General features: G+C 72.3%; 17 protein-coding genes and 2 pseudogenes. 10 read left to right on the plus strand and 9 right to left on the minus strand.

Annotated features, from left to right (window positions below; all coding sequences use genetic code 11):
* Positions 1-120: 120 nt before the first annotated feature.
* A pseudogene (locus tag HCC61_RS04680) lies at positions 121-1,266 on the plus strand (NADP-dependent malic enzyme); the annotation flags it as partial.
* A gap of 95 nt (positions 1,267-1,361) precedes the next feature.
* Here the strand turns inward: HCC61_RS04680 and HCC61_RS04685 are convergent.
* A complete protein-coding gene (locus tag HCC61_RS04685; protein ID WP_169133997.1) occupies positions 1,362-2,147 on the minus strand; it encodes a class I SAM-dependent methyltransferase in 786 nt (261 codons plus the stop codon).
* A 102-nt stretch (positions 2,148-2,249) separates the two neighbouring features.
* Between HCC61_RS04685 and HCC61_RS04690 the strand changes: the two genes are divergently transcribed.
* A complete protein-coding gene (locus HCC61_RS04690; RefSeq protein ID WP_169133998.1) occupies positions 2,250-2,888 on the plus strand; it encodes a CGNR zinc finger domain-containing protein in 639 nt (212 codons plus the stop codon).
* Here HCC61_RS04690 and sodX read toward each other — a convergent pair.
* Entirely contained in the window at positions 2,783-3,241 is a 459-nt protein-coding gene (sodX, locus tag HCC61_RS04695) for a nickel-type superoxide dismutase maturation protease (protein ID WP_346777026.1), read from the minus strand. The two genes, HCC61_RS04690 and sodX, sit on opposite strands and share 106 nt — an antisense overlap.
* Positions 3,242-3,427: 186 nt before the next feature.
* Here sodX and sodN point away from each other — a divergent pair, with 186 nt between their 5' ends.
* Positions 3,428-3,823 carry a superoxide dismutase, Ni gene (gene sodN, locus HCC61_RS04700; protein WP_028434210.1) on the plus strand — a complete coding sequence of 132 codons (396 nt, stop codon included), beginning with the start codon at positions 3,428-3,430 and terminating at the stop codon, positions 3,821-3,823.
* Positions 3,824-3,998: 175 nt separating this feature from the next.
* Here sodN and HCC61_RS04705 read toward each other — a convergent pair whose 3' ends face one another.
* Positions 3,999-4,772, minus strand: coding sequence for an SAM-dependent methyltransferase (locus tag HCC61_RS04705; RefSeq protein ID WP_169134504.1), 774 nt, complete (start codon positions 4,770-4,772; stop codon positions 3,999-4,001).
* 415 nt (positions 4,773-5,187) lie between these two features.
* On the opposite strand from HCC61_RS04705, the gene HCC61_RS04710 reads away from it, so the two are divergent.
* The 3 genes from HCC61_RS04710 (at position 5,188) to HCC61_RS04720 (ending at position 8,221) form a co-directional block, all read left to right on the plus strand.
* Entirely contained in the window at positions 5,188-6,195 is a 1,008-nt protein-coding gene (locus HCC61_RS04710) for a ScbA/BarX family gamma-butyrolactone biosynthesis protein (RefSeq protein ID WP_169134000.1), read from the plus strand.
* A 118-nt stretch (positions 6,196-6,313) separates the two neighbouring features.
* Positions 6,314-6,970 (plus strand): HAD family phosphatase, encoded by a 657-nt coding sequence (locus HCC61_RS04715; protein WP_169134001.1) that lies wholly within the window; start codon positions 6,314-6,316, stop codon positions 6,968-6,970.
* Positions 6,971-7,021: 51 nt separating this feature from the next.
* A complete protein-coding gene (locus HCC61_RS04720; protein ID WP_169134002.1) occupies positions 7,022-8,221 on the plus strand; it encodes a cytochrome P450 in 1,200 nt (399 codons plus the stop codon).
* A 4-nt stretch (positions 8,222-8,225) separates the two neighbouring features.
* On the opposite strand, the gene HCC61_RS04725 is transcribed toward HCC61_RS04720, so the two are convergent.
* Together HCC61_RS04725 and HCC61_RS04730 are read right to left on the minus strand one after the other, a co-directional pair.
* Positions 8,226-10,019, minus strand: a complete 1,794-nt coding sequence (locus tag HCC61_RS04725; RefSeq protein WP_169134003.1) for an FAD-dependent monooxygenase — start codon at positions 10,017-10,019, stop codon at positions 8,226-8,228.
* Between the two features lie 14 nt (positions 10,020-10,033).
* Positions 10,034-11,644, minus strand: coding sequence for an MFS transporter (locus HCC61_RS04730; RefSeq protein ID WP_169134004.1), 1,611 nt, complete (start codon positions 11,642-11,644; stop codon positions 10,034-10,036).
* Positions 11,645-11,847: 203 nt separating this feature from the next.
* On the opposite strand from HCC61_RS04730, the gene HCC61_RS04735 reads away from it, so the two are divergent.
* Positions 11,848-12,192: an ArsR family transcriptional regulator gene (locus HCC61_RS04735; protein ID WP_169134005.1), complete on the plus strand. Its 345-nt coding sequence runs from the start codon at positions 11,848-11,850 to the stop codon at positions 12,190-12,192.
* A gap of 124 nt (positions 12,193-12,316) precedes the next feature.
* Here HCC61_RS04735 and HCC61_RS04740 read toward each other — a convergent pair whose 3' ends face one another.
* Together HCC61_RS04740 and HCC61_RS04745 are read right to left on the minus strand one after the other, a co-directional pair.
* Complete coding sequence (locus HCC61_RS04740; RefSeq protein ID WP_346777027.1) at positions 12,317-13,477, minus strand: class I SAM-dependent methyltransferase; 1,161 nt, start codon at positions 13,475-13,477, stop codon at positions 12,317-12,319.
* 9 nt (positions 13,478-13,486) lie between these two features.
* Positions 13,487-14,368 (minus strand): annotated as a pseudogene (locus tag HCC61_RS04745) (EamA family transporter); the annotation flags it as partial.
* A gap of 282 nt (positions 14,369-14,650) precedes the next feature.
* Between HCC61_RS04745 and HCC61_RS04750 the strand changes: the two are divergent.
* Positions 14,651-15,559, plus strand: a complete 909-nt coding sequence (locus HCC61_RS04750) for a LysR family transcriptional regulator (protein WP_169134007.1) — start codon at positions 14,651-14,653, stop codon at positions 15,557-15,559.
* 159 nt (positions 15,560-15,718) lie between these two features.
* Positions 15,719-15,955, plus strand: a complete 237-nt coding sequence (locus HCC61_RS04755) for a hypothetical protein (protein WP_169134008.1) — start codon at positions 15,719-15,721, stop codon at positions 15,953-15,955.
* Between the two features lie 341 nt (positions 15,956-16,296).
* Here HCC61_RS04755 and HCC61_RS04760 read toward each other — a convergent pair whose 3' ends face one another.
* Positions 16,297-16,827, minus strand: coding sequence for an NUDIX hydrolase (locus HCC61_RS04760; protein ID WP_169134009.1), 531 nt, complete (start codon positions 16,825-16,827; stop codon positions 16,297-16,299).
* Positions 16,828-16,916: 89 nt separating this feature from the next.
* Entirely contained in the window at positions 16,917-18,293 is a 1,377-nt protein-coding gene (locus HCC61_RS04765) for a transcriptional regulator (RefSeq protein WP_169134010.1), read from the minus strand.
* 228 nt (positions 18,294-18,521) lie between these two features.
* Here HCC61_RS04765 and HCC61_RS04770 point away from each other — a divergent pair, with 228 nt between their 5' ends.
* On the plus strand, positions 18,522-20,237 hold the full coding sequence (locus tag HCC61_RS04770; RefSeq protein ID WP_169134011.1) for a helix-turn-helix transcriptional regulator: 1,716 nt from the start codon (positions 18,522-18,524) through the stop codon (positions 20,235-20,237).
* Positions 20,238-20,258: the final 21 nt, after the last annotated feature.

Raw genomic sequence — 20,258 nt, forward strand, 5'->3', positions numbered from 1 at the left:
GTTGCCCGCCCGTTCCTCAACCAGGGAGCGGCCACTCTCACAAGGTTTTTCGACAAAGGGGTTCGACAAGTGGCAGCGGAGATCGTCAATTCGAAGGACGGACTGGACGAGGACGTGATCGATCCGGCCTTCGCCCTGCACCGCGGCGGGAAGATGGCCGTGCAGGCGACCGTCCCGGTCCGCGACGCGGAGGAACTGTCCCTCGCGTACACGCCCGGCGTCGCCAAGATTTGCAGCGCCATCGCCGAACAGCCGGAGCTGGTCGCGGACTACACCTGGAAGTCGCAGGTGGTCGCCGTGGTCACGGACGGCAGCGCGGTGCTCGGTCTGGGCGACATCGGAGCGGAGGCGTCCCTCCCGGTGATGGAGGGCAAGTCCATTCTCTTCAAGCAGTTCGGCGGCGTGGACGCGTTCCCGGTCGCGCTGAACTGCCGCGAGACCGACGAGATCGTGGAGACCGTCGCACGTCTCGCACCGTCCTTCGGCGGCGTCAACCTGGAGGACATCGCGGCGCCGCGGTGCTTCGAGATCGAGGCCAGGCTCAAGGAGCGGCTGGACGTCCCCGTCTTCCACGACGACCAGCACGGCACGGCCATCGTCACGCTCGCGGCACTTCGCAACGCCGCGCTGCTGACGAAGCGGACGCTGGGCGACCTGCGTGCGGTCATCTCCGGCGCGGGCGCGGCGGGATTCGCGATCGCCAAGATCCTCGTGGAGGCGGGCATCGGCGACGTCGTCGTCTGCGACCGCAAGGGCGTCGTCTCCGAGGACCGCGGCGATCTCACGGACGTCAAGCGGGAGTTGGCCCGGTTCACCAACAAGGAGGGACGCACCGGCTCGCTGGAGTCGGTGATGGCCGGCGCCGACGTCTTCATCGGCGTCAGCGGCGGTACGGTCCCGGAGGAGGCGGTGGCGACGCTGGCCGAGGACTCCTTCGTCTTCGCCATGGCCAACCCCAACCCGGAGATCCACCCGGACGTCGCCTCCAAGTACGCCGCGGTCGTCGCGACGGGCCGCAGCGACTACCCGAACCAGATCAACAACGTGCTCGCCTTCCCCGGTGTCTTCGCGGGCGCCCTCCAGGTGCGGGCGACGGACATCACCGAGGGGATGAAGCTCGCGGCCGCCGAGGCCCTGGCGGCCGTGGTCTCCGACGAGTTGAGCCCCGAGTGCGTGATCCCCTCGCCGTTCGACGAGCGCGTCGCCCCTGCCGTGACCTCGGCGGTCGCGGCGGCCGCGCGCGCGGAAGGCGTCGCGCGGCGCTGACCGGTCGCCGGCCGGCGCCAAGGAGCAAGTACGCGAATCAGGAAGGGCGGTGGGGGCGGAAACGCCCCCACCGCCCTTCCGCGTTCCGGACGCCGTCAGCGCAGCCCGAGCACCATCCCGTCCTCCGGCGAGCACCACACCTGCCGCGCCTCGGCGAAGCCCGACGCCCGCAGCGTCTCGGCGTGCCAGCCGGCGGACTGGACCTCTCCGTCCGCGTGATCGCCGTTCACCGGGTTCCCGAAGATGCGGTAGCGCTCGGCGACCGCGTCCGCCAGCTCCGGCTCACCGGCGATCCGCTGCCACCAGTCGATCCAGGGCTTCGAGCCCCCTGCGCCGCTCCGCTCCCAGCGGATCCGGGCGAAGGCGTGAGCGGCCTCGCTGATGCGCGGCGTGGAGCCGTCCGGCATGTGGTCGGCGTTCATGAAGACGCCGCCCTCGCGCAGCACGCCCGCCAACTGCCCGTACAGCGCGCTCAGTTGAGGCAGGCGCAGCCAGTGCAGCGCCGTGGCCGTGAGCACGGCGTCGTACGAGCGGTGCGGCAGCGCGCGCGTCCACTCGGGGCCGGTCAGGTCCGCGCTCACGAACTCCACGCGCTCGTCGCCCTCGAAGGACCCCCGCGCGATCGTGAGCAGCGCCGGGTCGAGGTCGACTCCCGTGCAGCGTGCCGCGGGGAAGCGCCGCAGCACCCGCGCGGAGATGCTGCCCGTGCCGCAGGCCAGGTCCAGCACCCGCGGTTCGGGTCCCACCAGCGCCTCGGTCATGTCGAGCATGACCCGGAAGCGCTCCTCGCGGTCGGGAAGGTAGAACTCCTGCTGCCGGTCCCAACTGTCCTGCCACGCCTGCCAGTTCGCCTCGCTTGTGCTGTCCGTGTACGCAGTCACGCCGCCGTCCTCCTGCCGGGTGGAAACGGATGTAATACCCTCGCACCGATCGCACTCATTACCGACACGGTCGACGATAGACCGGTACCGTAAGGACCACAAGTGGAACTCAGCTATTACTCGGACCTGGCCGTGCGCCTGGTCAACACCGAGCAGCCTGAGCGCGACGAGGACACCCTCACGTCGGTCGAGGCCGTACGGGAGCTGTGCGGCGGCAACCGCCAGACGGCCCGCCGCGCAACGGAGGCCGACGTGGCGCGTCTGCGCGCCGTACGGACCCGCCTCCGGGCCGTTTTCACCGCTGCCGGCGAGGGCGACGAGACCCGCGCCGTGGACCTGCTGAACGCCCTGCTGATGGAGTTCCCCACGAGCCCCCGGATCAGCGGCCACGGCGACCGCGCCGCCGACGGGCGCCCCCGCTGGCACATGCATCTCGCCGAGCACCCGGTCACAGCCGCGGCCGGCTACGCCGCCACGGCCTGCATCGGCCTCGCCTTCCACCTCACCGACCTCGGCGTGGACCGGCTGGGCATCTGCCAGGCCGCGGCGTGCAGCAACGCGTACCTGGACACCTCGACGAACCGCTCCCGGCGCTACTGCTCGGACCGCTGCGCGACCCGCGCCAACGTGGCCGCCTACCGCGCCCGCAAGCGCGCCACGGACCGTGCCGCCGACGGCGGCGCCACCAGCGGCCGCACCGCCGACAGCGCCCACAGCAGCACGGGCCGCAGCGAGCGCTGAGGCCCCCGCGGCGGACGCAGCCGCACCCACGCGCGCGCCACCATCAGATCGTCCGGCACCGGCCCGAACTCCCTGCTGTCATTGCGCACCTGCGGATTGTCACCGATCACCCACCAGCCCCCCGCACGGCGCTCCACGGCCCGCTTGACGATGAGGAGATCGTGCTGGAGGGGATGGCGCACCACGACCACGGCCCCGGGGCGCACGCGCGAGCCGTACTTCAGCACCAGCCGGTCGCCGGGACGCAGCGTGGGCAGCATCGACGGGTTGTAGACCCGGGCGAGCCCGATCCGCTTCAGCAAACCGCCCGAACCGCTCACGGCCCCGTTCCTCCGCTCTCCGTAGCCTCGCACCGCCCGCTCCCGATCCGCGTCCGGCACTTCCTGCGCCGGCCGCATCCGTGCCGCTCACCTCGTCCCCGTCCTCACGTTCACCCAACACCGGACTTTTGTCCTAAGCCCCCGGGGGCACACGCGAAAGGGCCTCCCCTACGGAGTAATCTCACAGGTGAGAAGACGATCACGAGGAAGGACGGCTCTATGCTCTCCCGTCTGTTCGCGCCCACGGTGAAGGTCAGCGCCCACTGCGACCTGCCCTGCGGTGTCTACGACCCGGCGCAGGCCCGCATCGAGGCGGAGTCGGTCAAGGCCATCCAGGAGAAGTACCAGGCCAACGACGACCCGCACTACCGCGCTCGTGCCACCACGATCAAGGAGGAGCGGGCCGAGCTGGCCAAGCACCACGTCTCCGTGCTGTGGAGCGACTACTTCAAGCCTCCGCACTTCGAGAAGTACCCGGACCTGCACCAGCTGGTCAACGAGACGCTCAAGGCGCTCTCCACCGCGAAGGGCTCGACCGACCCGGCCACCGGGCAGAAGGCCCTCGACTACATCGCCCAGATCGACAAGATCTTCTGGGAGACGAAGAAGGGCTGAAACCGCAACGGACGTCCGGCACTTCGGGCCGGACGAGCCCGATCCGCCCCTGTACGACGGGACTCGACCGTCGTACAGGGGCGGATCGCTGAGCGGCGCCGGGGCAATCGCAGGGGCCCGCCGGGCAGTTCGGGGCCCGGTCGGTCAGGGCCCGGGAACGCCGGGCCCCGGAGCGTCAGGGCTTGCGTGCGAGGCCGCCGAGCGAGGCGACGTCCGCCGCCGACTCGACGACCTCTCCCTCGGGACGCCAGCGGGTCCCGGGGACCACGCCCGGCTCGACCAGCTCCATGCCCGCGAAGAACTCCTCGACCTGCTCCAGGTTCGAGAGCCGGTAGGGGACTCCGCCGTGCTCCCCCACCTGCCGCTCCGCCTCGACCAGGTCGGGGTCGGCGTCGGTGCCCGTGTAGAGCGCGAGATGACTGCCGGGGGCGAGACCGTCCATGAGGCCTCGTGCGATGGAGACGGCGTCGGAGTGCTCGGGCACGTGCCCGATGATGCCGAACATGATCAGGCCCACCGGGCGGGACAAGTCGAGTGTCCGCGCGGCCTCTTCGAGGATCGGGCCCGGTTCGTTGACGTCGGCGTGCAGATAGTCGGTGGCGCCCTCGGGCGCGCTGGTCAGCAGCGCGCGGGCGTGTGTGAGCACCAGCGGGTCGTTGTCCACGTAGACGATGCGGCTCTCGGGCGCGGCCCGCTGCGCGATCTCGTGGGTGTTGTCGGCGGTGGGCAGCCCCGTGCCGATGTCGAGGAACTGCCGGACTCCCGCCTCGGCTATGAGGTACCGCACCACCCGGCTGAGCAGCGCCCGGCTCGTACGCGCGATGTCGACGATGCCGGGATACGCCTCGCGTGCCTTCTCACCGGCCAGCCGGTCGACCTCATAGTGGTCCTTGCCGCCGAGCCAGTAGTCCCACATGCGTGCCGAGTGAGGCACATTGCTGACAACCATCGGGACATCACGACTGACGATCAGCGGGACGTCAACCCCTGGTTCGCCGCCGGCTTCCGCGTCGTCCGCCATCTCCGCACGCTCCTCGCTGTGTCGACGGTCACGTGATGCTAGCGCACGGCGCGCAGTGCGGTACCGGCCCACCTCGGAGCGGCAACTCGGCCCGGCGGGAGGGGAGTTGTACATGCCCGCACGTGCCGCACCCCCGCGGCCGCCACAACAAGGCGGCTCCTGCGGCGAGTTGGGCGGTGGCCGGCTTCGGAGCGTGCCGGCGAAACGCCCGCAAACCGCCCGGCAATGAACTCTTAACTCACAGGACGCAACTCGTGTGACTCCCGGCACAGCCTAATTCCATCGAACCTTGGTACGTTCAGTTTCGAACCTATCGCCATGCCGAACGAAAACGGGGATCGAAATGTCCGCAGGTGACCCACAAGGTCTGTCATACGCCACGACCGTCTCCCGCCAGCTGGTTCACCGGGCCGCAGTCTGCGAAGTCTTCCTGACGGACTCGGTGCGGCTCTCCGACACGGAGTTCCATGTCGCGGCCCAACTGCCGCGAGTGCACAGCTACTACAGCGATCACGCCGCGAGCCCCGCGTCCTACGATCCGCTGCTTCTCCTGGAGGTCTTCCGCCAGACCTCGATCCTGCTCACGCACAAGCACCTGTCCATACCCCAGGACAGCAGGTTCGTCTTCAACTCCGGCGATCTGCGGGTGATCGACACGGACGCGCTGCGCGTCGGCCCGCTGCCCGGGCACGCCGTGGTCGACGCCGCCGTCGTCGCCGAGAAGCGCCGCGACGGCCAACTCGTCGGCGTGACCTTGGAGATGAGACTGGCCATCGACGAGCGGCGCGCGGCGTCGATGACGATGTCCATCCAGTGGATGCCGCCCGGAGTGTGGAACGGGTTACGGGAGCGGGGCCGTGCGGGGCTCGATCTGAGCAGCCCGAGACCGCCCTCCGTCGGGAGCAGGCTCACTCCCGAGTCGGTCGGCCGCACCTCGCCGCGCAACGTGGTGCTGCGCGAGGCCGTGGTCCTGGACACCGAGGTCGTGGCCCAGGTCGAGGTCGACCAGTCGCACCCCGCGCTCTTCGACCACCCGCTGGACCACATCCCGGGGGCGCTGCTCTTCGAGGCCTGCCGGCAGACCGCCGTACACGCCGCGCACGAACTGCTCGGTCTCTCCCCGCGCTTGCTGACGCTCCACAGGTGCGCCGCCGAGTTCACCCGCTTCGGGGAGTTCGAACTGGCCACCACCTGCCGGGCCGAGCTGGTGGAGGACCCCGAACGCTCCGCGCTCGTCTTCGAGTTGCAGATGCTCCAGGACGAAGCCGTCATCTCGACCGCGCAGATCGCCCTGAAGTGCACCAGCCCCGCCGGGCAGCGCGTCGTCCACGCAGCCGCCGCGGCGCCGTAGGACGACGGCAGAGCGCTGAGAAGGCCTGAGCGCCCGCCGCATCTCTCTCCCGGTGCCACATCTCTCCTGGTGCCGCCTCGCTTTCCCGGTGCCGCCCTCCTCAGAGAAGGGAACCCCCATGTCCCCACCCATGCTCTGGTTCGACTTCGGCGGGGTCCTGTCCCCACCGCTGGACGACCTCTACGACGCGTACCAGGCCAAGACCGGCATCGCCCCCGAGCAACTCAAGGGGGCGATCAAGGAGGTCGCCGCGGCGATGGACTTACCGCCGCTCGCGCCCGTCGAACTCGCCCTGCTGAGCGAGGCCGAGTGGGGAGGCCGGCTCAGACGCGTCCTGTCCGACCGCCACCCCGGCCTCGATCTCTCCCGTGCACGGCTGGAGAGCTTCGGGGAGCAGTGGTTCGACGGTGTCGAGGCCAACCCCGTCATGGTGTGCGCACTGCGGTACGCGCGTGACAACGGATTCCGCGTGGGCGTCCTGTCGAACAACGTCGTGGAGTGGGAGGAGCACTGGCGCCGGATCATCGCTCCCGCCGGTGACCTCGACTGCCTCGTCGACTCCTGCAAGGCCGGCCACCGCAAGCCGGAGGCGGCCGTCTTCGACCTGGCGGCACGGACGGCCGGCGCGGACCCCGGGGACTGCGTGCTCATCGACGATCTCGCCGAGAACTGCGACGCGGCACGTGCCCGCGGCTGGCGCGCGGTGCACTTCCGCCAGAACCGGCAGGCGCTGGCAGACCTCCAGCAACTCACCGGTCTCCCGAGCCTGTTGTGACCGTCCCTCGCCCGTTGTCAGGAAGCCCGCCCGTTGTCAGGAAGGCAGCCCATGACCACCGCCACCCCCGCCGTGACGACCACGGACATCCCGCACCTCGATCCCCCGCCCGCCTACCGCGCCCACAGCACCCGTTCTCCCGGCGGCCTGCCGCAGGTCGTCCTGCCCAGCGGGCACACCGCCGTGCACCTGACCCGCTACGCCGACGTCCACAAGGTGCTCACCGACGCGACGTTCGCCCGCGCCGAGACCAATGTCGAGACCGGCCCGAGCTTCCTTCCGACGGTCATGCCGCCGGAGCTGCTGCTCAACCTCGACGTCCCCGACCACGCGAGGATGCGGGGCTTCGTCGCCGCCGACTACAGCGCGGCGGGAGTGGAGTCGCTCCGCCCCACCGTGGAGGCGGTGATCGCCGAACGCTTCACGGAGCTGCGCGCCGCCGCGGCCCCCGACCTCTTCCGTACGGTGCTCGATCCGCTGCCCGTCACCGTCAACTGCCGCTTACTGGGCATCCCGGCCTCGGACATCGCCTCCTTCCGCCCGTACGCCCGCACGGTGCAGATGGCCTCCGCCGAGGACATATCCCACCTCCTCGACCACTTCTGGAAGGTCTACGGCTATGTGACGGACCTGGTGACGGGAGCCCGGCCCGTGCAGCCCGGCGGACTCGTCGACCGCTTCGTCACCGGACGGGACAGTGCGGAACCACCGCTCAGCGACGAGGAGTTGACCGGTCTCCTGCTCGGCTCGCTGCTCGGCGCCGACCAGAACATCCTGTCCGTGCTGACCAAGGCGGTGTACGCGCTGCTGTGCGCGCCGCCGCTGTGGCGGCGCCTCGTCGACGATCCGGACCTCGCGTCGCGCATGACGGAGGAACTGATCCGTCTGATGCCGCTGGGCACCATCTCCGCCTTCCCCCGTGTCGCTACCCGCGATGTCGCGGTGGGCGACGGCGTGATCGGCACCGGAGAGGTCGTCTACGCCGACGCGTTCGCCGCCAACCGGGACCCGCGGGCGTTCCCCGACCCCCTGACCATCGATCCGGACCGGGCCGGCAAGCGCCACCTCCAGTTCGGATACGGCATGCACCACTGCATGGGGGCCGCGCTGGCCCGGATGCAGATCCCGCTCGTACTCGCCCGGCTCGCCCAGGAGTTCCCCGGCCTGGCCCTGGACGCGGAACCCCGCTCCCTGCCGTGGGACCACGGCGTACTGCTGCGCCGCCCCACGGCGCTGCCCGTCCGCTGGTGACGGCCTACGGGCGCTGCGGGTTCTGCGTGGGGCGCTGCGTGGGGCTCTGCGTGGGGCTCTGCGCGCCCTGAGCACCAGCACTCCGCACGGCCTGGACGGCCCGGCCGCCCTGTGTGCCGTGGACGCCCTGGACGTCCCGCTCGCTCCGTCCCCCGGCGGCCGCCCGTGCCGCCGGGGGCTCGCCGAACAGATGCGTAAGCGCCGCACGCAGACCCCCCGGCTCGGGCACCGGCCCCGTCGGCGTCCACGCCAGATAGCCGTCCGGGCGCAGCAGGACGGCGTCCCAGGGCATCCTCACCGACGAGGTCGCATGGACGACGTCGACGGCCGCGGCCCACGGCGCCGCCTCGCCGGCCAGGCCGCCGGTGCCGGAGCCGTTCGCCCCGAAGATCAGCAGGACCGGCCGGGCCGCGTGCAGCTCCTCGGCCACGGACGTGGCCCGACCGCCCACGGTCAGCGGCACGTTGGGCAGGAAGCGGCCCTGCCCGGAAGGCTCGCCGGGCATGCCGTACGACGTCTCCTGCGCGCTGATCATGTCGCCGAGGTGGGAGCGGACCTCTTCGAGTCCGAGGAGCTCGGAGAAGAGCGCGCGCAGCGGTGCGGTCTCCGCGCCGGGCCTCATCAGGGCGAGCTGGGCACGGGTGTTCTCGACGACGCGGGCCCCGGCCGGGTGCCGTTCCTCGTGGTACGTGTCGAGCAGGCGGTCCCCGGCAAAGCCGCGCAGGGTCAGCGCGAGCTTCCAGCCCAGGTTCAGCGCGTCCTGAAGCCCCAGGTTGAGCCCCTGGCCTCCCACCGGGAAGTGGACGTGCGCCGCGTCGCCGGCCAGGAAGACGCGCCCGCTGCGGTAAGTGCGCACGAGGCGCGAGTAGTCGCTGAAGCGGCTCGCGAAGACCAGGTCGGTCATGGGAATGGCCCGGCCCGCGATGCGGCCGGCGGTCGCCTGCAACTCCTCCAGGCCGAGCGGAGCGCCGCGGTCCTCGTGCGGCCCGGTGAAATCGAAGGTGATCACGCGGCTGTGCCCGTACGGATCGACGTTGATCACCGTCCAGCCCCGGTCGGTGAGCCGCCACCCGGGAGGCGTGCCGCCGGGGTCGCCGAGGCGCACACTGCCCAGCAGGGCGGCCAGCGTCGGCGGAGTCTCGTCGCTGGGGATGCCGGTGAGCGTCCGTACGACGCCGCGTGCGCCGTCGGCACCGACGGCATGGAGGGCGCTCACGCGCACCGGCTGCCCGTGCAGGTCCCGGGCCGTCAAGAGCACCCGCCGGTCGTCCTGTTCGAGCGCGGTCACCTCGTGGCCGCGGAGGACCTCCGCCCCGAGTTCGCGTGCCCGCCGCTCGAAGGCGCGCTCCAGATCGGCCTGGGACCGTCCGACGACGGGCGGGCCCTCGCTCGCCGGTGCGCTGATGACCAGGCCCGGCAGCCCGGCGAAGTGGAAGGGCGCGGTGGCCCGTGCGTACGGGCGGCCGTCGCGCGGAGCCGGCAGATAACCGCGCCGGAGGAGGGACTGCACCGTACGCGCGTGCAGCGTCCCGGCCTTGGGCTGATCGACGGTGGCGGGGTTGCGCTCCAGCACGACGGTGCGGACACCGTGCAGCCCCAACTCCGCGGCGAGCAGCATCCCGACGGGACCGCCGCCGACGATGGCGACCTCGAAGTGCCGCGGCTCCCCGGGTGCCGTGGTACCCGGGACCGTTGTGCGCGGAGTGCCCGGTGCGTCTGAGGCGCCCGGGGCGTCCGATCCGGCAGCCCCGGATCCGGGACCGCCGAATCCGGAACTGCCCGCCCCCGACGCGGACATGGCGCGCCCCGCGCTCAACGGGCGCCGTGCGGCCGGTCGTTGCGGCCCGTGCGCAGCAGCACCGTGATGACGGCGAGGAGGACCAGGCAGACGACGGCCAGGATCCACAGCACGGTGTGGAACGCGGAGTCGTAGGCACCGGCGAGGAAGTCGGTGAACCGGCCGCGCTCGCCTGCCGCGACGGCCTGCGCCGGTCCCGACACATCGCCTCCGGCGACCTGGTTGGCCACGCGCGACGGGTCGCCGGCGTCCGCGTAGGCGCCGATGCCCTCCCGTACGCGGGCGGACAGCACGGTGGCCAGGAGGGACCCGTAGACGGCCACGGCGACCGCTTCGCTGCCCAGCCGCAGCGTGTTGAGGAAGCCCGCCGCCATGCCGGCCTTCCCGGGCTCCACGATCTCCAGCGCCTGTCCGTCGACCAGCCCGGCGGACAGCCCCATCCCCGCGCCCGTCACGAGCATCGGCACGGCCACGAGGACGACGGCCACGTCCGCGCTGAACAGGTTCAGCGCGATGTCGCCGACGACCAGGCACACCAGGCTGAGCCGGATCACCGTCAACGCCCGTACGCCGCGGGAGACCAGCCTGGCCGCGAGCATCGGGCAGAGCAGAACCGGGAGGGTGAGCAGCACCATCACCAGTCCGGCCTTGCCGCTGCTGTAACCGGTGACCGTCGTCAGATAGCTCGGAAGGTACGTGAGCATCGTGACGAATCCGAAGGACGCGGCGACCGGCACGAGGCACAGCGCGAGAAAGCGGCGGTCGGCCATGAGGCCCAGGTCGAGCATCGGGGACGAGTGGCGCTTCTCCACCACGGCGAAGGCCGCGAGGACCACCGCCGCGCCCGCGAAGAGGCCCAGCACCCCGGGACCGGCCCAGCCCCACTGCGAGCCCTGGACGATTCCGGTGGTCAGCAAGGCCATGGCCGCCACGAACAGGGCGCTGCCGGCGACGTCGATCCGGGCGCCCTCACGGCGCGCGGCGGGGGTGTTGCGTGCCATGGCGGGCACGGCGAGGAGCACGACGGCCAGGGCGGCGGCGTGCAGGCCGAAGACCGAGCGCCAGCCCAGGCCTTCCACGAGCAGGCCGGAGAGCGACGGCCCGACGGCGACCCCGGCACCGGCGACGGTGCCGAAAAGGGCGAACGCCCTGGCACGTGCCGCCCCGTCGAACACGGTCGAGAGGATCGCGCTGCCGCACGAGAAGATCGCCGCGCCTCCGAGTCCCGCGAGCGCGCGCGTCACATCGAGCAGGACCACGTTCGCGGACAGTGCCCCCGCGAGCGAGGCGAGAGCGTAGACGCCCGCACCGAGCGCGAACGCCCGCACCCGGCCGACGATGTCGGCGACCGAGCCCCAGACGAGCGTGAAGCAGGCGAACGCGACGTTGAAGGCGTTGACCACCCACTGAAGAGAGATCAGGGAGGCGTGGGTGTCCGCTCCGATGCCGGGCAGCGCCACCGCAGTCCCGGAGATCGAGGTCGGCACGACGAACACCGCGAGCAGGACGGCGAAGAGCGTGAGCCCCCGCCGGGACGAGCCTCCGCTGCCCTGCCCGGGCGCCCGCCCGGACTCCGCTTCGGTGGCGGTCCGCTCCTCGGCCGGAGGGTCGGTCTGTGTGGACATCTCAGCTCCCAGGGCGGCCCGGGGCAGGACCACCCGGGGCCGGTCATCGGATTCGGCAGGTTCGTGAAGCAGGTTCGCGAAGCCGCCGCCGCAATAGGTTCGCAATATGTCGAACCTGCCGGGGCAAACATCCCACAGCCCTTAGGTATCATGCAAGTAGAACCTACCGGTTTCCCCGCCCGCCTACGAAGGAGCCGCCGACGATGCCCGATTCAGAAGGCCACCCCGCGGTGGAGGAGATGGACCTGCGGACGGTTCTCGACGCCCTCTCCGACCACATGCGCTACGAGGTGATCTCGCGCCTGGCATGGGAGCCCGAGGGCACCGAACGGCACTGCACGTCCTTCGGGCTTCCGGTCTCCAAGTCCACCCGGAGCCACCACTTCCGCATCCTTCGGGAGGCCGGGCTCATCCGGCAGGTCGACCGGGGCAACAGCCGGATGGCACAGCTGCGGAGCAAGGACCTCGAAGACCGCTTCCCCGGCCTCATCGAGCTCATCAAGAAGAACCCGGCGGCTCCGGCGGAGGTCCGGCGGGCGACCGGCTGACGGAGGCGGTCCGCAGCCTGACTCCCCTTCCCCCGGCCCCTTCCCCAGGCCCCGGTTGCGGTCCGGCGGCCACGCCGGGTGCGCCTCCCCGCACTCAAGGGGTCCCGGATCGCGCGGACCGGCCTCACATGCGCCGCAGCCGCCACAGCGAGGTGACCTCCGCGGCGCGTTCGGCGTGCAGGAGGTCCGAGGCGTCGGCGGTACGCGGGTGACGCGGGCGGATGTCCTCGCGGCCGGCCACGGTGAGACCGGCCGCCGCGATCCAGGACGTCAACTCCTCGCGCGTACGCAGCCGAAGCAGCTCCGCCAGGTCGGAGAGGATCAGCCAGCCCTCACCGTCCGGCGTCAGCCGCTCCGCCAGTCCGGACAGGAAGCCGCGCAGCATCCGGCTGCCCGGGTCGTAGACGGCGTGCTCCAGCGGAGAGGCCGGTTTCGCGGGCAGCCAGGGCGGGTTGCAGACGACGAGGGAGGCACGTTCGCCGCCGGGCGGGAAGAGGTCGGAAGCGACGACCGTCACCTGCCCGCCGGCACCGAGGCGCCGGACGTTGTCGCGTGCGCAGGCCAGCGCCCGCTCGTCCCGGTCCGTCGCGACGACCCGTGCCACGCCGCGCCGTGCGAGCACCGCGGCGAGCACGCCCGTACCGGTGCCGATGTCGAACGCGGGCCCGCCGGGCGGCAGTTCGGCACGGGCCACCAGGTCGACGTACTCTCCGCGCACCGGCGCGAAGACCCCGTACGCCGGGTGCACCCGGTCGCCGCCGAGCGCCGGGACCGGTACACCCCTGCGGTGCCACTCGTGAGCGCCGACGACACCGAGGAGTTCACGCAGCGGCACCAGCGAGTGCTCCGGGGCCCCGGCCGCCGGTCCGTACGCCTCGACGCACGCTTCGCTCACATCCGGCGCGCGGCGCAGCGGTACGGCGTGAGCCCCGCGCTCCGGTCCGGCGTCCAGCGGCACCAGCAGCATGCCCAGCACCCGCGCCCGCCGCGACTGCGCCTGACGATGGCGGTGGAATCTCTCGCGCGGATCCGCGCCCGCCTTCGGCTGCTTGCGGTCGACCCGCCGCCCCAGCGCGGACAGCAGCTGCCTGGCTCCGTGGTAGTCGCCGCGCCACAGCAGCGCCGTCCCCTCGCAGGCCAGTTTGTAGGCGGCGTCCGCCGGCATCCGGTCGTCCACGACGCGGATGTGCCGCGGCGGCCGCATGCCGCTCTCCGAACGCCAAAGCGCCACCCGTTCACGGCCGTCCTCGCTCCAGACGGCCGTCGGCCGCTCGCCCTCGTCCACCGGGCCAGACTAAGCGCGCGGCGAAGTGCGTACGGCGCCCATGCTGGCGACGATGACGAGCGCGATCGCGACCAGTTCGGGCGTCTCCAGTCGCTGCCCCAGCACCAGGAAGCCCGCCGCCGCCGCGGCAACCGGCATCAGGCTCATCAGCAGCGCGAAGGTGGCCGCGGGCAGCCTGCGCAGCGCGAACAGCTCCAGCGTGTACGGAACGCCCGAGGACAGCACCGCCACCGCGGCGCCCAGCCCGAGCGTCACCGGGTCCAGCAGGGCCCGCCCGGCGCTCGCCACCCCGAGGGGCGCGCTGAGCACCGCGGCCAGCGCCATCGCCAGGGCGAGGCCGTCGGCCTTCGGAAAGCGGGCGCCCGTACGGGAGTTGGCCAGGATGTACGCCACCCACATCGCACCGGCTGCCAGCGCGAAGCCGGCGCCCGCGAGGTCGATCTCGCCGGGACCGCCTCCGGAACCGCCGCCGGAAACGCCGCCGAAGCTCCCGCTGAAGCCGTCGCTGCCGAGCAGATAGACCCCCGTCAGCGCGAGGCCCGCCCACAGCAGGCTCACGAGCCGGCGCGAGCCGGCCACGGACAGCACGAGCGGGCCGAGCAGTTCGAGGGTGACGGCGGCACCCAGCGGGATGCGTTCGATGGCCTGGTAGAAGAGCGTGTTCATGGCGCCGAGGGCGACGCCCAGCCCGGTCACCGCGGCCCAGTCCGCACGTGAATGACCGCGCAGCCGCGGCCTGCACACCGCGAGCAGGAGCACCGCCGAGAAGACGAGACGGAGCGCGACCACACCGAGCGCACCGGCGCGCGGGAAGAGCGTGGCGGCCACGGCCGCCCCGAACTGGAGCGACAGGGCGCTGCCGACGACCATGCCGACCGCACCGAGGCGGCCTTGGCCGGGACCGCCGCCGGGGTCGTCCGCGGGGGCCTGACCGGCACCGCCGGCAGAGCCTCGCCCGGGGCGTTCAACAGGGCCTCGCCCCGGGTCTCGAACAGGGCCTTCACCAGGGCCATGGCGCCGGTCCCCGCCCCCTGCCCCGGCCCGTGCCGCCGGGGCCGCGGCCTGTGCCGGTCGATCCCCGGACGTGCCGTCACCAGAACTCATGAAGCACACGTTATGGCCGCCGCGTCGGCGAGTGAAATGCGTTTCGGCCTGCGGATATGCTCCGTGCGCATGACCGCCGAACTGCGCCATCTCCGCGCCTTCCTCGCCATCGCGGATGCCGGAAGCGTGACGTCCGCGGCCGCGATGCTGCGGATGAGCCAGCCCGCCCTGTCCCGTACGCTCCGTCAGCTCGAAATCCACCTCGGGGCGCGGCTGGTGGACCGCAGCACGCACCATCTCGAACTCACCACCGAGGGACGGCGCTTCCGCGACAAGGCCGCCACCGCAGTCGCCGCCGTCGACGAGGCGCTCGACCCCGCTCGGCTGCGCCCCTGGCCGCTGCGGCTGGGCCACTCCTGGTCCGCTTTCGGACGGCACACCACGCCGCTGCTGCGCCGCTGGAAGGAGACCAGCCCGGAGACCCCGCTTGAGCTGATGCGCGTGGACGAACGCACGGCGGGACTCCTCAGCGGCAAGGTCGACGTCGCGCTCGTACGGGCACCCTCGATCCCGCGGGACGCCGAGGGCCTGCTCGGCGAGTGGCTGTGCGACGAACCGCGGGTGGCCGCCGTGCCCGCGGACAGCGAACTGGCCGCGCACACCGGCCCGTTGAACCTCGCGGCCCTCGCACACCACCCCATCGCGCTGAACACGGTCTCCGGGCTCACGACGCTCGACCTGTGGCCGGCGCCGATCCGTCCCGACCCGGACGCGGCCGTGCTCGTCGCCAACACCGACGACTGGCTGGGCGCCATCGCGGCCGGCGACGCCGTCGGCGTCTCGACGTCCGCGACCGCCGAGATGCACCCGCACCCGGGGGTGGTCTACCGGCCGCTCGCGGGAGCCGGCGACGTACCGCTGATGCTCATCTGGCGGGAGAGCCCCGTGGGTTCGGGCAGGCCAGGGCATCCCGCCGTTCCGCAGCTCGTACGGGTGGCCCTTGAGGTGCTGGCCGAGGATGCACAGGGAACCCCCTGATCACCGCATACGTTGGACGAGCAGTCAGACGGACACGAATCAGGCACTGAGCCGGACCGGATACGGACTCGTACCGGGACCCGACCGGGACACGGATCGGGAGACGGACCGGGACACGGATCGGGCACCGGCCGCAGACAGGCACAGGAGGCGGGAGCGATGGCGGGTTTTCTCGACAGGGCCAAGGAGCAGGCACAGCGCGGACTGGCGCAGGGCAAGGAGAAGGTGGAGGAGGTCCAGGCGCAGCGTCAGGGCAGCGAGCTGCTGCGCAAGCTGGGCGCCGCGTACTACGCGGAGCAGCGGGGCAGCGGCTCCGCGGCGCAGGTGCAGCAGGCGCTGTCGGCACTGGAGCAGCACATCGCGCAGCACGGCGACGGATTCCTGCGTCAGAGCTGAGGCGGGCCACGGCCGGTGCCGGTCCACGGTCCGGTCCGGTCCGGTCCGGTCCGGTCCGTCTCACGGTCCGCCCGGGGCGCTGCTGCCGCGCCGCCGCGGCTCCGCTGACGGATCCCGCCGCACCCCTGCCGCACGTACGCATGCCCCGGCCCGCCCGAAGGCGGACCGGGGCACTTTGCTGCCGAAGCAGTTCTGCTGCCGTGACGTCCCGGCCGTGAGGTTCCCGGCCGTGACGTTCCCGACCACGGCCAGGCCATGACGTTCCCGACCGCGGCCCGGCCGTCCGGCCGTACCGGAGAGCCCGGCCGCGGCCCGGCCTTCCGTTCCCGACCGCGGCCCGGCTATCCGAAGCGCAGCCGGTACAGCATCAGCAGCGCCGCCGCCGTGTTGGCCGCGGGCACCTCACCTCCGGCGATCAGATCCGGCGTCTCCTTCAGCGGCACCCACTCGCGCTTGTCCGACTCGAAGTCGTCCTCGGGGTGGCCGTCGTAGGCGGCGCTGTCCGACCAGTAGATGTGATGGCGCGCGTCCGTCAGCCCGTTCGCGGGCTCCACCGTCATCAGATGACGCAGCGGACCGGGCCGCCAGCCCGTCTCCTCCAGCATCTCGCGCGCGGCCGCCTCGGCGATGTCCTCGCCGTCCTCGACGACTCCGGCCGCGAGTTCCCATCCCCAGCTGTCGGTGATGAAGCGGTGCCGCCAGAGCATCAGCACCTCGTTGCGCTCGTTGACCGCCGTGGCCATGGCCACGGGCCGCAGCCGGATCAGATAGTGGTCCAGATGACGGCCGTCCGGCAGCAGTACGTCCGCGAGATTGACCCGTAACCACTGGTTCTCGTACACCGTGTGTTCACCCAGGTTCTTCCATCGCACGTATGTGCCCCCTTCCTGACGGAGGTTGGGCACATCCCAGCACGCCGCGGCGTCCCCCTGACAGAGGCGCCGTACGGCCCGCCCTCCCTTCAGAGGGGAACTCTCAGCGTCTCCTCGATCAGCTCCGCCGCCTCCGCGACCGGCGCACCGGGGTGCCGGAGCAGCCGCTCCCGCACCTGCCGCATGCGCTGCCGCAGCAGCTGTGATTCGATGCCCTGCGCCTGATCGGCCATCCGCACCGCCGTCTCCGCAGCGCTTTCCGGCGAGCCGGTGCGAAGTTCGACTCCGGTGAGCGTGGCCAGCCGGTTGACCCGGCCGCGCACATGGGCGGGTGCCCGCGCCGCCTCCTCGGCATACCGGCGGGCCGGTTCGAGCTCTCCGAGTACGAGGAGAGCCTCCGCCAATCGCACCTGGACCAGGCCCGGTTGGACGTAGCCGGTCTCCTCGGGCTCCTCCTCGGGACGTATGCGTGCGGAGGAGGACTCGGCACTGCGCATGCAGTCGTGCGCACCCCTGCGATCGCCGATGCGCGCGTACGCCTTCGCCTGCATCGCGTACAGGTCGGTCGCCAGCGCCGGGGTGTACCGGGGCGCCCGCGTGCGCAACACCGCCTCGGCGCAGGCGATCGCGCGCCTGTTGTCCCCGAGGAAGAGCGCCTGGTTGACGATGAGCGAGACGACGTAGCCGCCGAACAGCCGGTCGCCGGAGGCCTTTCCGAGGCGCAGCGCCTGGTGGAAGTAGCGCTGCGCCAGGCCCTGTTCGTCGGCGTCGTACGCGCAGATGCCGCTGACGGCCGCCAACGCGCCCGCGGCGTGGAACAGTTCGCGTCCCGTGCCGTCGCCGTACTCGCCGCGCAGCAGCGGCGCAACCTCGCCGGTGAGGAAGCCGACGACTCGGGGGCGCGTGGCGACGCCGCCGGCGTTGCGGTAGAGGTGCTCGTAGTGGCCGCGAGCGGCGTGCAGCAACGCGACGTCCACGCCGGAGACTTCGCGTTTCCCCTTGTGGGAGACGTCCAGGTCGTCGGGAGGGTTCTCCCACTCCCATACGGGCGCGACCGCCGCGGCACCCGTGAGCAGCGCGGGCCCCTGGCTGTACGTGTGCATCTCGTCCGCCCGCCAGGAGACGGCGGCCCGCTCCACGAACCTGCCCAGCGTGGCCTGCCCGTCGTCGTCCTCGCCCGCCGTTCCGGACGGCCGGGAGGAAGCGGGCTGTGCGCCCGGCGGACCCGCCATGCCGATGTCCGCGAGAGTCAGTGTGCGCTCCAGGCGCGCACCGAGGACCTCGCATATCAACTCCGGTACGCGGCCGCGCGGTCGCTGGCCCTTGACCCAGCGCGCGACAGCCGTGTGATCGTAACGCAGAGTGACATCGTGCTCCGCGCCGAGGCGATTGACTCTCAAGGCCAGACCGGCCCGGGAGATTCCGGACTGGTCAAGCAGCACGTCCAGTTGACTGTTGGGCTCCATCTCGCCCTCCGGTCGTCCAACCCTTGTTTCAGAGAGTAACGGACATCCGTTCACACGGGGTGTGAAAGTCACACCTCTCCGTGCGCACCGCACATGCTCCCGAAGAAGCGGACGCTGCGGTTCGCTTGGAAGCACTCCGTACGCGACCCCGCGCGCGGAGCATCCAAGGAGGGAATACCGTGAACGACCCGATCCGATTCCGCTTCGGTCTTCTGAGGACGGTCCGCCGTGCGGCCCGGTGAGCACCGGCGCCGTGACCCGACGCCGAATGACGTGCTGCGCGCCTTACTTGAGGAGACCCGCTGGACGCAGGAGTCCTTCGCCCGCGCCATCGCGAAGGTGGCCGCCGAGGCGGGGGTACGAGTGGGCTATGACCGTACGTCCGTGGCGCACTGGCTGCGCGGCAGCCGCCCCTCGCCGCGGGTGCAGAGCTACATCGCCGAGGCGCTCTCCAGGCGGCTCGGCCGCCCCGTGCCGGTGACCGGACTGGGCATGGGCGACGGGCTGTCCGGCGGGCCCGGGCGGCGCCGGAGCGCCGACGGCGACACCGAAAACCGCACGGGGAACGCGGACCGCATGCGGCAACTCCCCGGACTTCGCGGGCAGTTGCGGACTGAGGCACGCCCCGCCGACCAACTGGCCGCCCTCACGGCCGCGGTGGTGGGCCCGCCGCGCGCGGATCCGCCGCCGCCCGCGCCGTACCGGCTCGCGCTCGGCCTGCCCGTGGGCGCCACGGCCTCCGCGAGGACAGATGCCACCGGAGACATCCCTAGCGCGGCAGGCACTGCTCACACCGCCGGCACCACAAGCACCGCGAGCGCCGCAAGCTCAGCGAGCAGCGCCACCCGCATCGGCACCGGCACCCGCACCGGCAGCACCCCCGACACCGCACACGCACCAAACGAGCCCGGCATCGGCGACGTCCCCACCGAGACCGCCGAGCCGCTCCGTCCCCGTCCGCCCCGGGCACACTTCCCCTCCCTCCCCCGGGGCGGGCGGCCCGCCCGGCGCACCACGCCGGACGAGGTCGCATCCGTACGGGAGCACGCGCGCTTCTTCGCCCAGCAGGCGGACCGTCACGGCGGCGGCCACATCAGGACGCCGCTGGCCGCCTGCCTCGCGGGGCTGGTGCGGCGGCTGCGTACGGGCGGGGAGGGCCCGTACCACCCTCAACTGGTCGCCGGTGCCGCCCGGTTGAGCTATCTGCTGGGGCGCGTCTACGCGGACGAGCAGCGGCACGGGCTGGCACAGCGGGCCTTCGGCACCGCGGCCGAGCTGGCCGCCGAGGGGCACGACCCCGAGGCGGTGGCGCTCGTGCACCGGGCGCTCAGCTCCCAGGCGCACCAGCTCGGGCACCCCCGCCAGAGCCTCGTCCTCGCGGAGTCCGCGTGCGAGACGGCTCCCGCGGACGCGGCGCCCTCGACGCGCTCGTTCCTGTACGCGGGGCTGGCCGTCGCCCAGGCCGCGGAGGGCGAACGTACGCGCGCGACGGCGGCCTTGAGCCGTGCCGAACACGAACTCGCCCGTGCCCCGGCCGACTTGACGACGGGCCCGGAGTCGCCGGACGGCGGCGAGCCCGTCGGCGCCTACCAGGACGCCGCGCTCCACTACCAGGCGGGCCAGGTGCGCGCCGCCCTCGGCGACCGCGCCGGCGCGGTCCGCGAACTGCACGCCTCGCTGCGCTCCCGGCCCGCCGGCGAACGCCGCTCCCGCGCGCTCAGCGAGGCGGAGCTGGCCGAACTCCTGCTGGCGGCCGGGCGCCTGGAAGAGGCCTGCGCGGCGTGGCAGGGGTTCCTGGAGGACTCGGCACTCGTACGCTCCGGGCGTGCCCGCCGGGCCCGGGACCGGATGCCGCGGCTGCTGCGCCCGTACGCGCACGAGCCTTGCGTACAGGGCCTGTTGACCCGAACGGGCTTGCTGCCGAAGGGCCCGGGAGCGGAGTAAGCGCCCGGCCTGACGGGCATC

The organism is Streptomyces sp. HNM0575 (assembly GCF_012726265.1).
In the GTDB taxonomy this organism is placed as follows: Bacteria; Actinomycetota; Actinomycetes; order Streptomycetales; family Streptomycetaceae; genus Streptomyces.

What these genes read in the sequence shown, in the direction of transcription:
- sodN (WP_028434210.1), top strand. Translation starts at nt 3,428, where the DNA reads ATGCTCTCCCGTCTGTTCGCGCCCACGGTGAAGGTCAGCGCCCACTGC.
- HCC61_RS04705 (WP_169134504.1), bottom strand. Translation starts at nt 4,772, where the DNA reads ATGGTTGTCAGCAATGTGCCTCACTCGGCACGCATGTGGGACTACTGG.
- HCC61_RS04710 (WP_169134000.1), top strand. Translation starts at nt 5,188, where the DNA reads ATGTCCGCAGGTGACCCACAAGGTCTGTCATACGCCACGACCGTCTCC.
- HCC61_RS04715 (WP_169134001.1), top strand. Translation starts at nt 6,314, where the DNA reads ATGTCCCCACCCATGCTCTGGTTCGACTTCGGCGGGGTCCTGTCCCCA.
- HCC61_RS04720 (WP_169134002.1), top strand. Translation starts at nt 7,022, where the DNA reads ATGACCACCGCCACCCCCGCCGTGACGACCACGGACATCCCGCACCTC.
- HCC61_RS04725 (WP_169134003.1), bottom strand. Translation starts at nt 10,019, where the DNA reads ATGTCCGCGTCGGGGGCGGGCAGTTCCGGATTCGGCGGTCCCGGATCC.
- HCC61_RS04730 (WP_169134004.1), bottom strand. Translation starts at nt 11,644, where the DNA reads ATGTCCACACAGACCGACCCTCCGGCCGAGGAGCGGACCGCCACCGAA.
- HCC61_RS04735 (WP_169134005.1), top strand. Translation starts at nt 11,848, where the DNA reads ATGCCCGATTCAGAAGGCCACCCCGCGGTGGAGGAGATGGACCTGCGG.
- HCC61_RS04750 (WP_169134007.1), top strand. Translation starts at nt 14,651, where the DNA reads ATGACCGCCGAACTGCGCCATCTCCGCGCCTTCCTCGCCATCGCGGAT.
- HCC61_RS04755 (WP_169134008.1), top strand. Translation starts at nt 15,719, where the DNA reads ATGGCGGGTTTTCTCGACAGGGCCAAGGAGCAGGCACAGCGCGGACTG.
- HCC61_RS04765 (WP_169134010.1), bottom strand. Translation starts at nt 18,293, where the DNA reads ATGGAGCCCAACAGTCAACTGGACGTGCTGCTTGACCAGTCCGGAATC.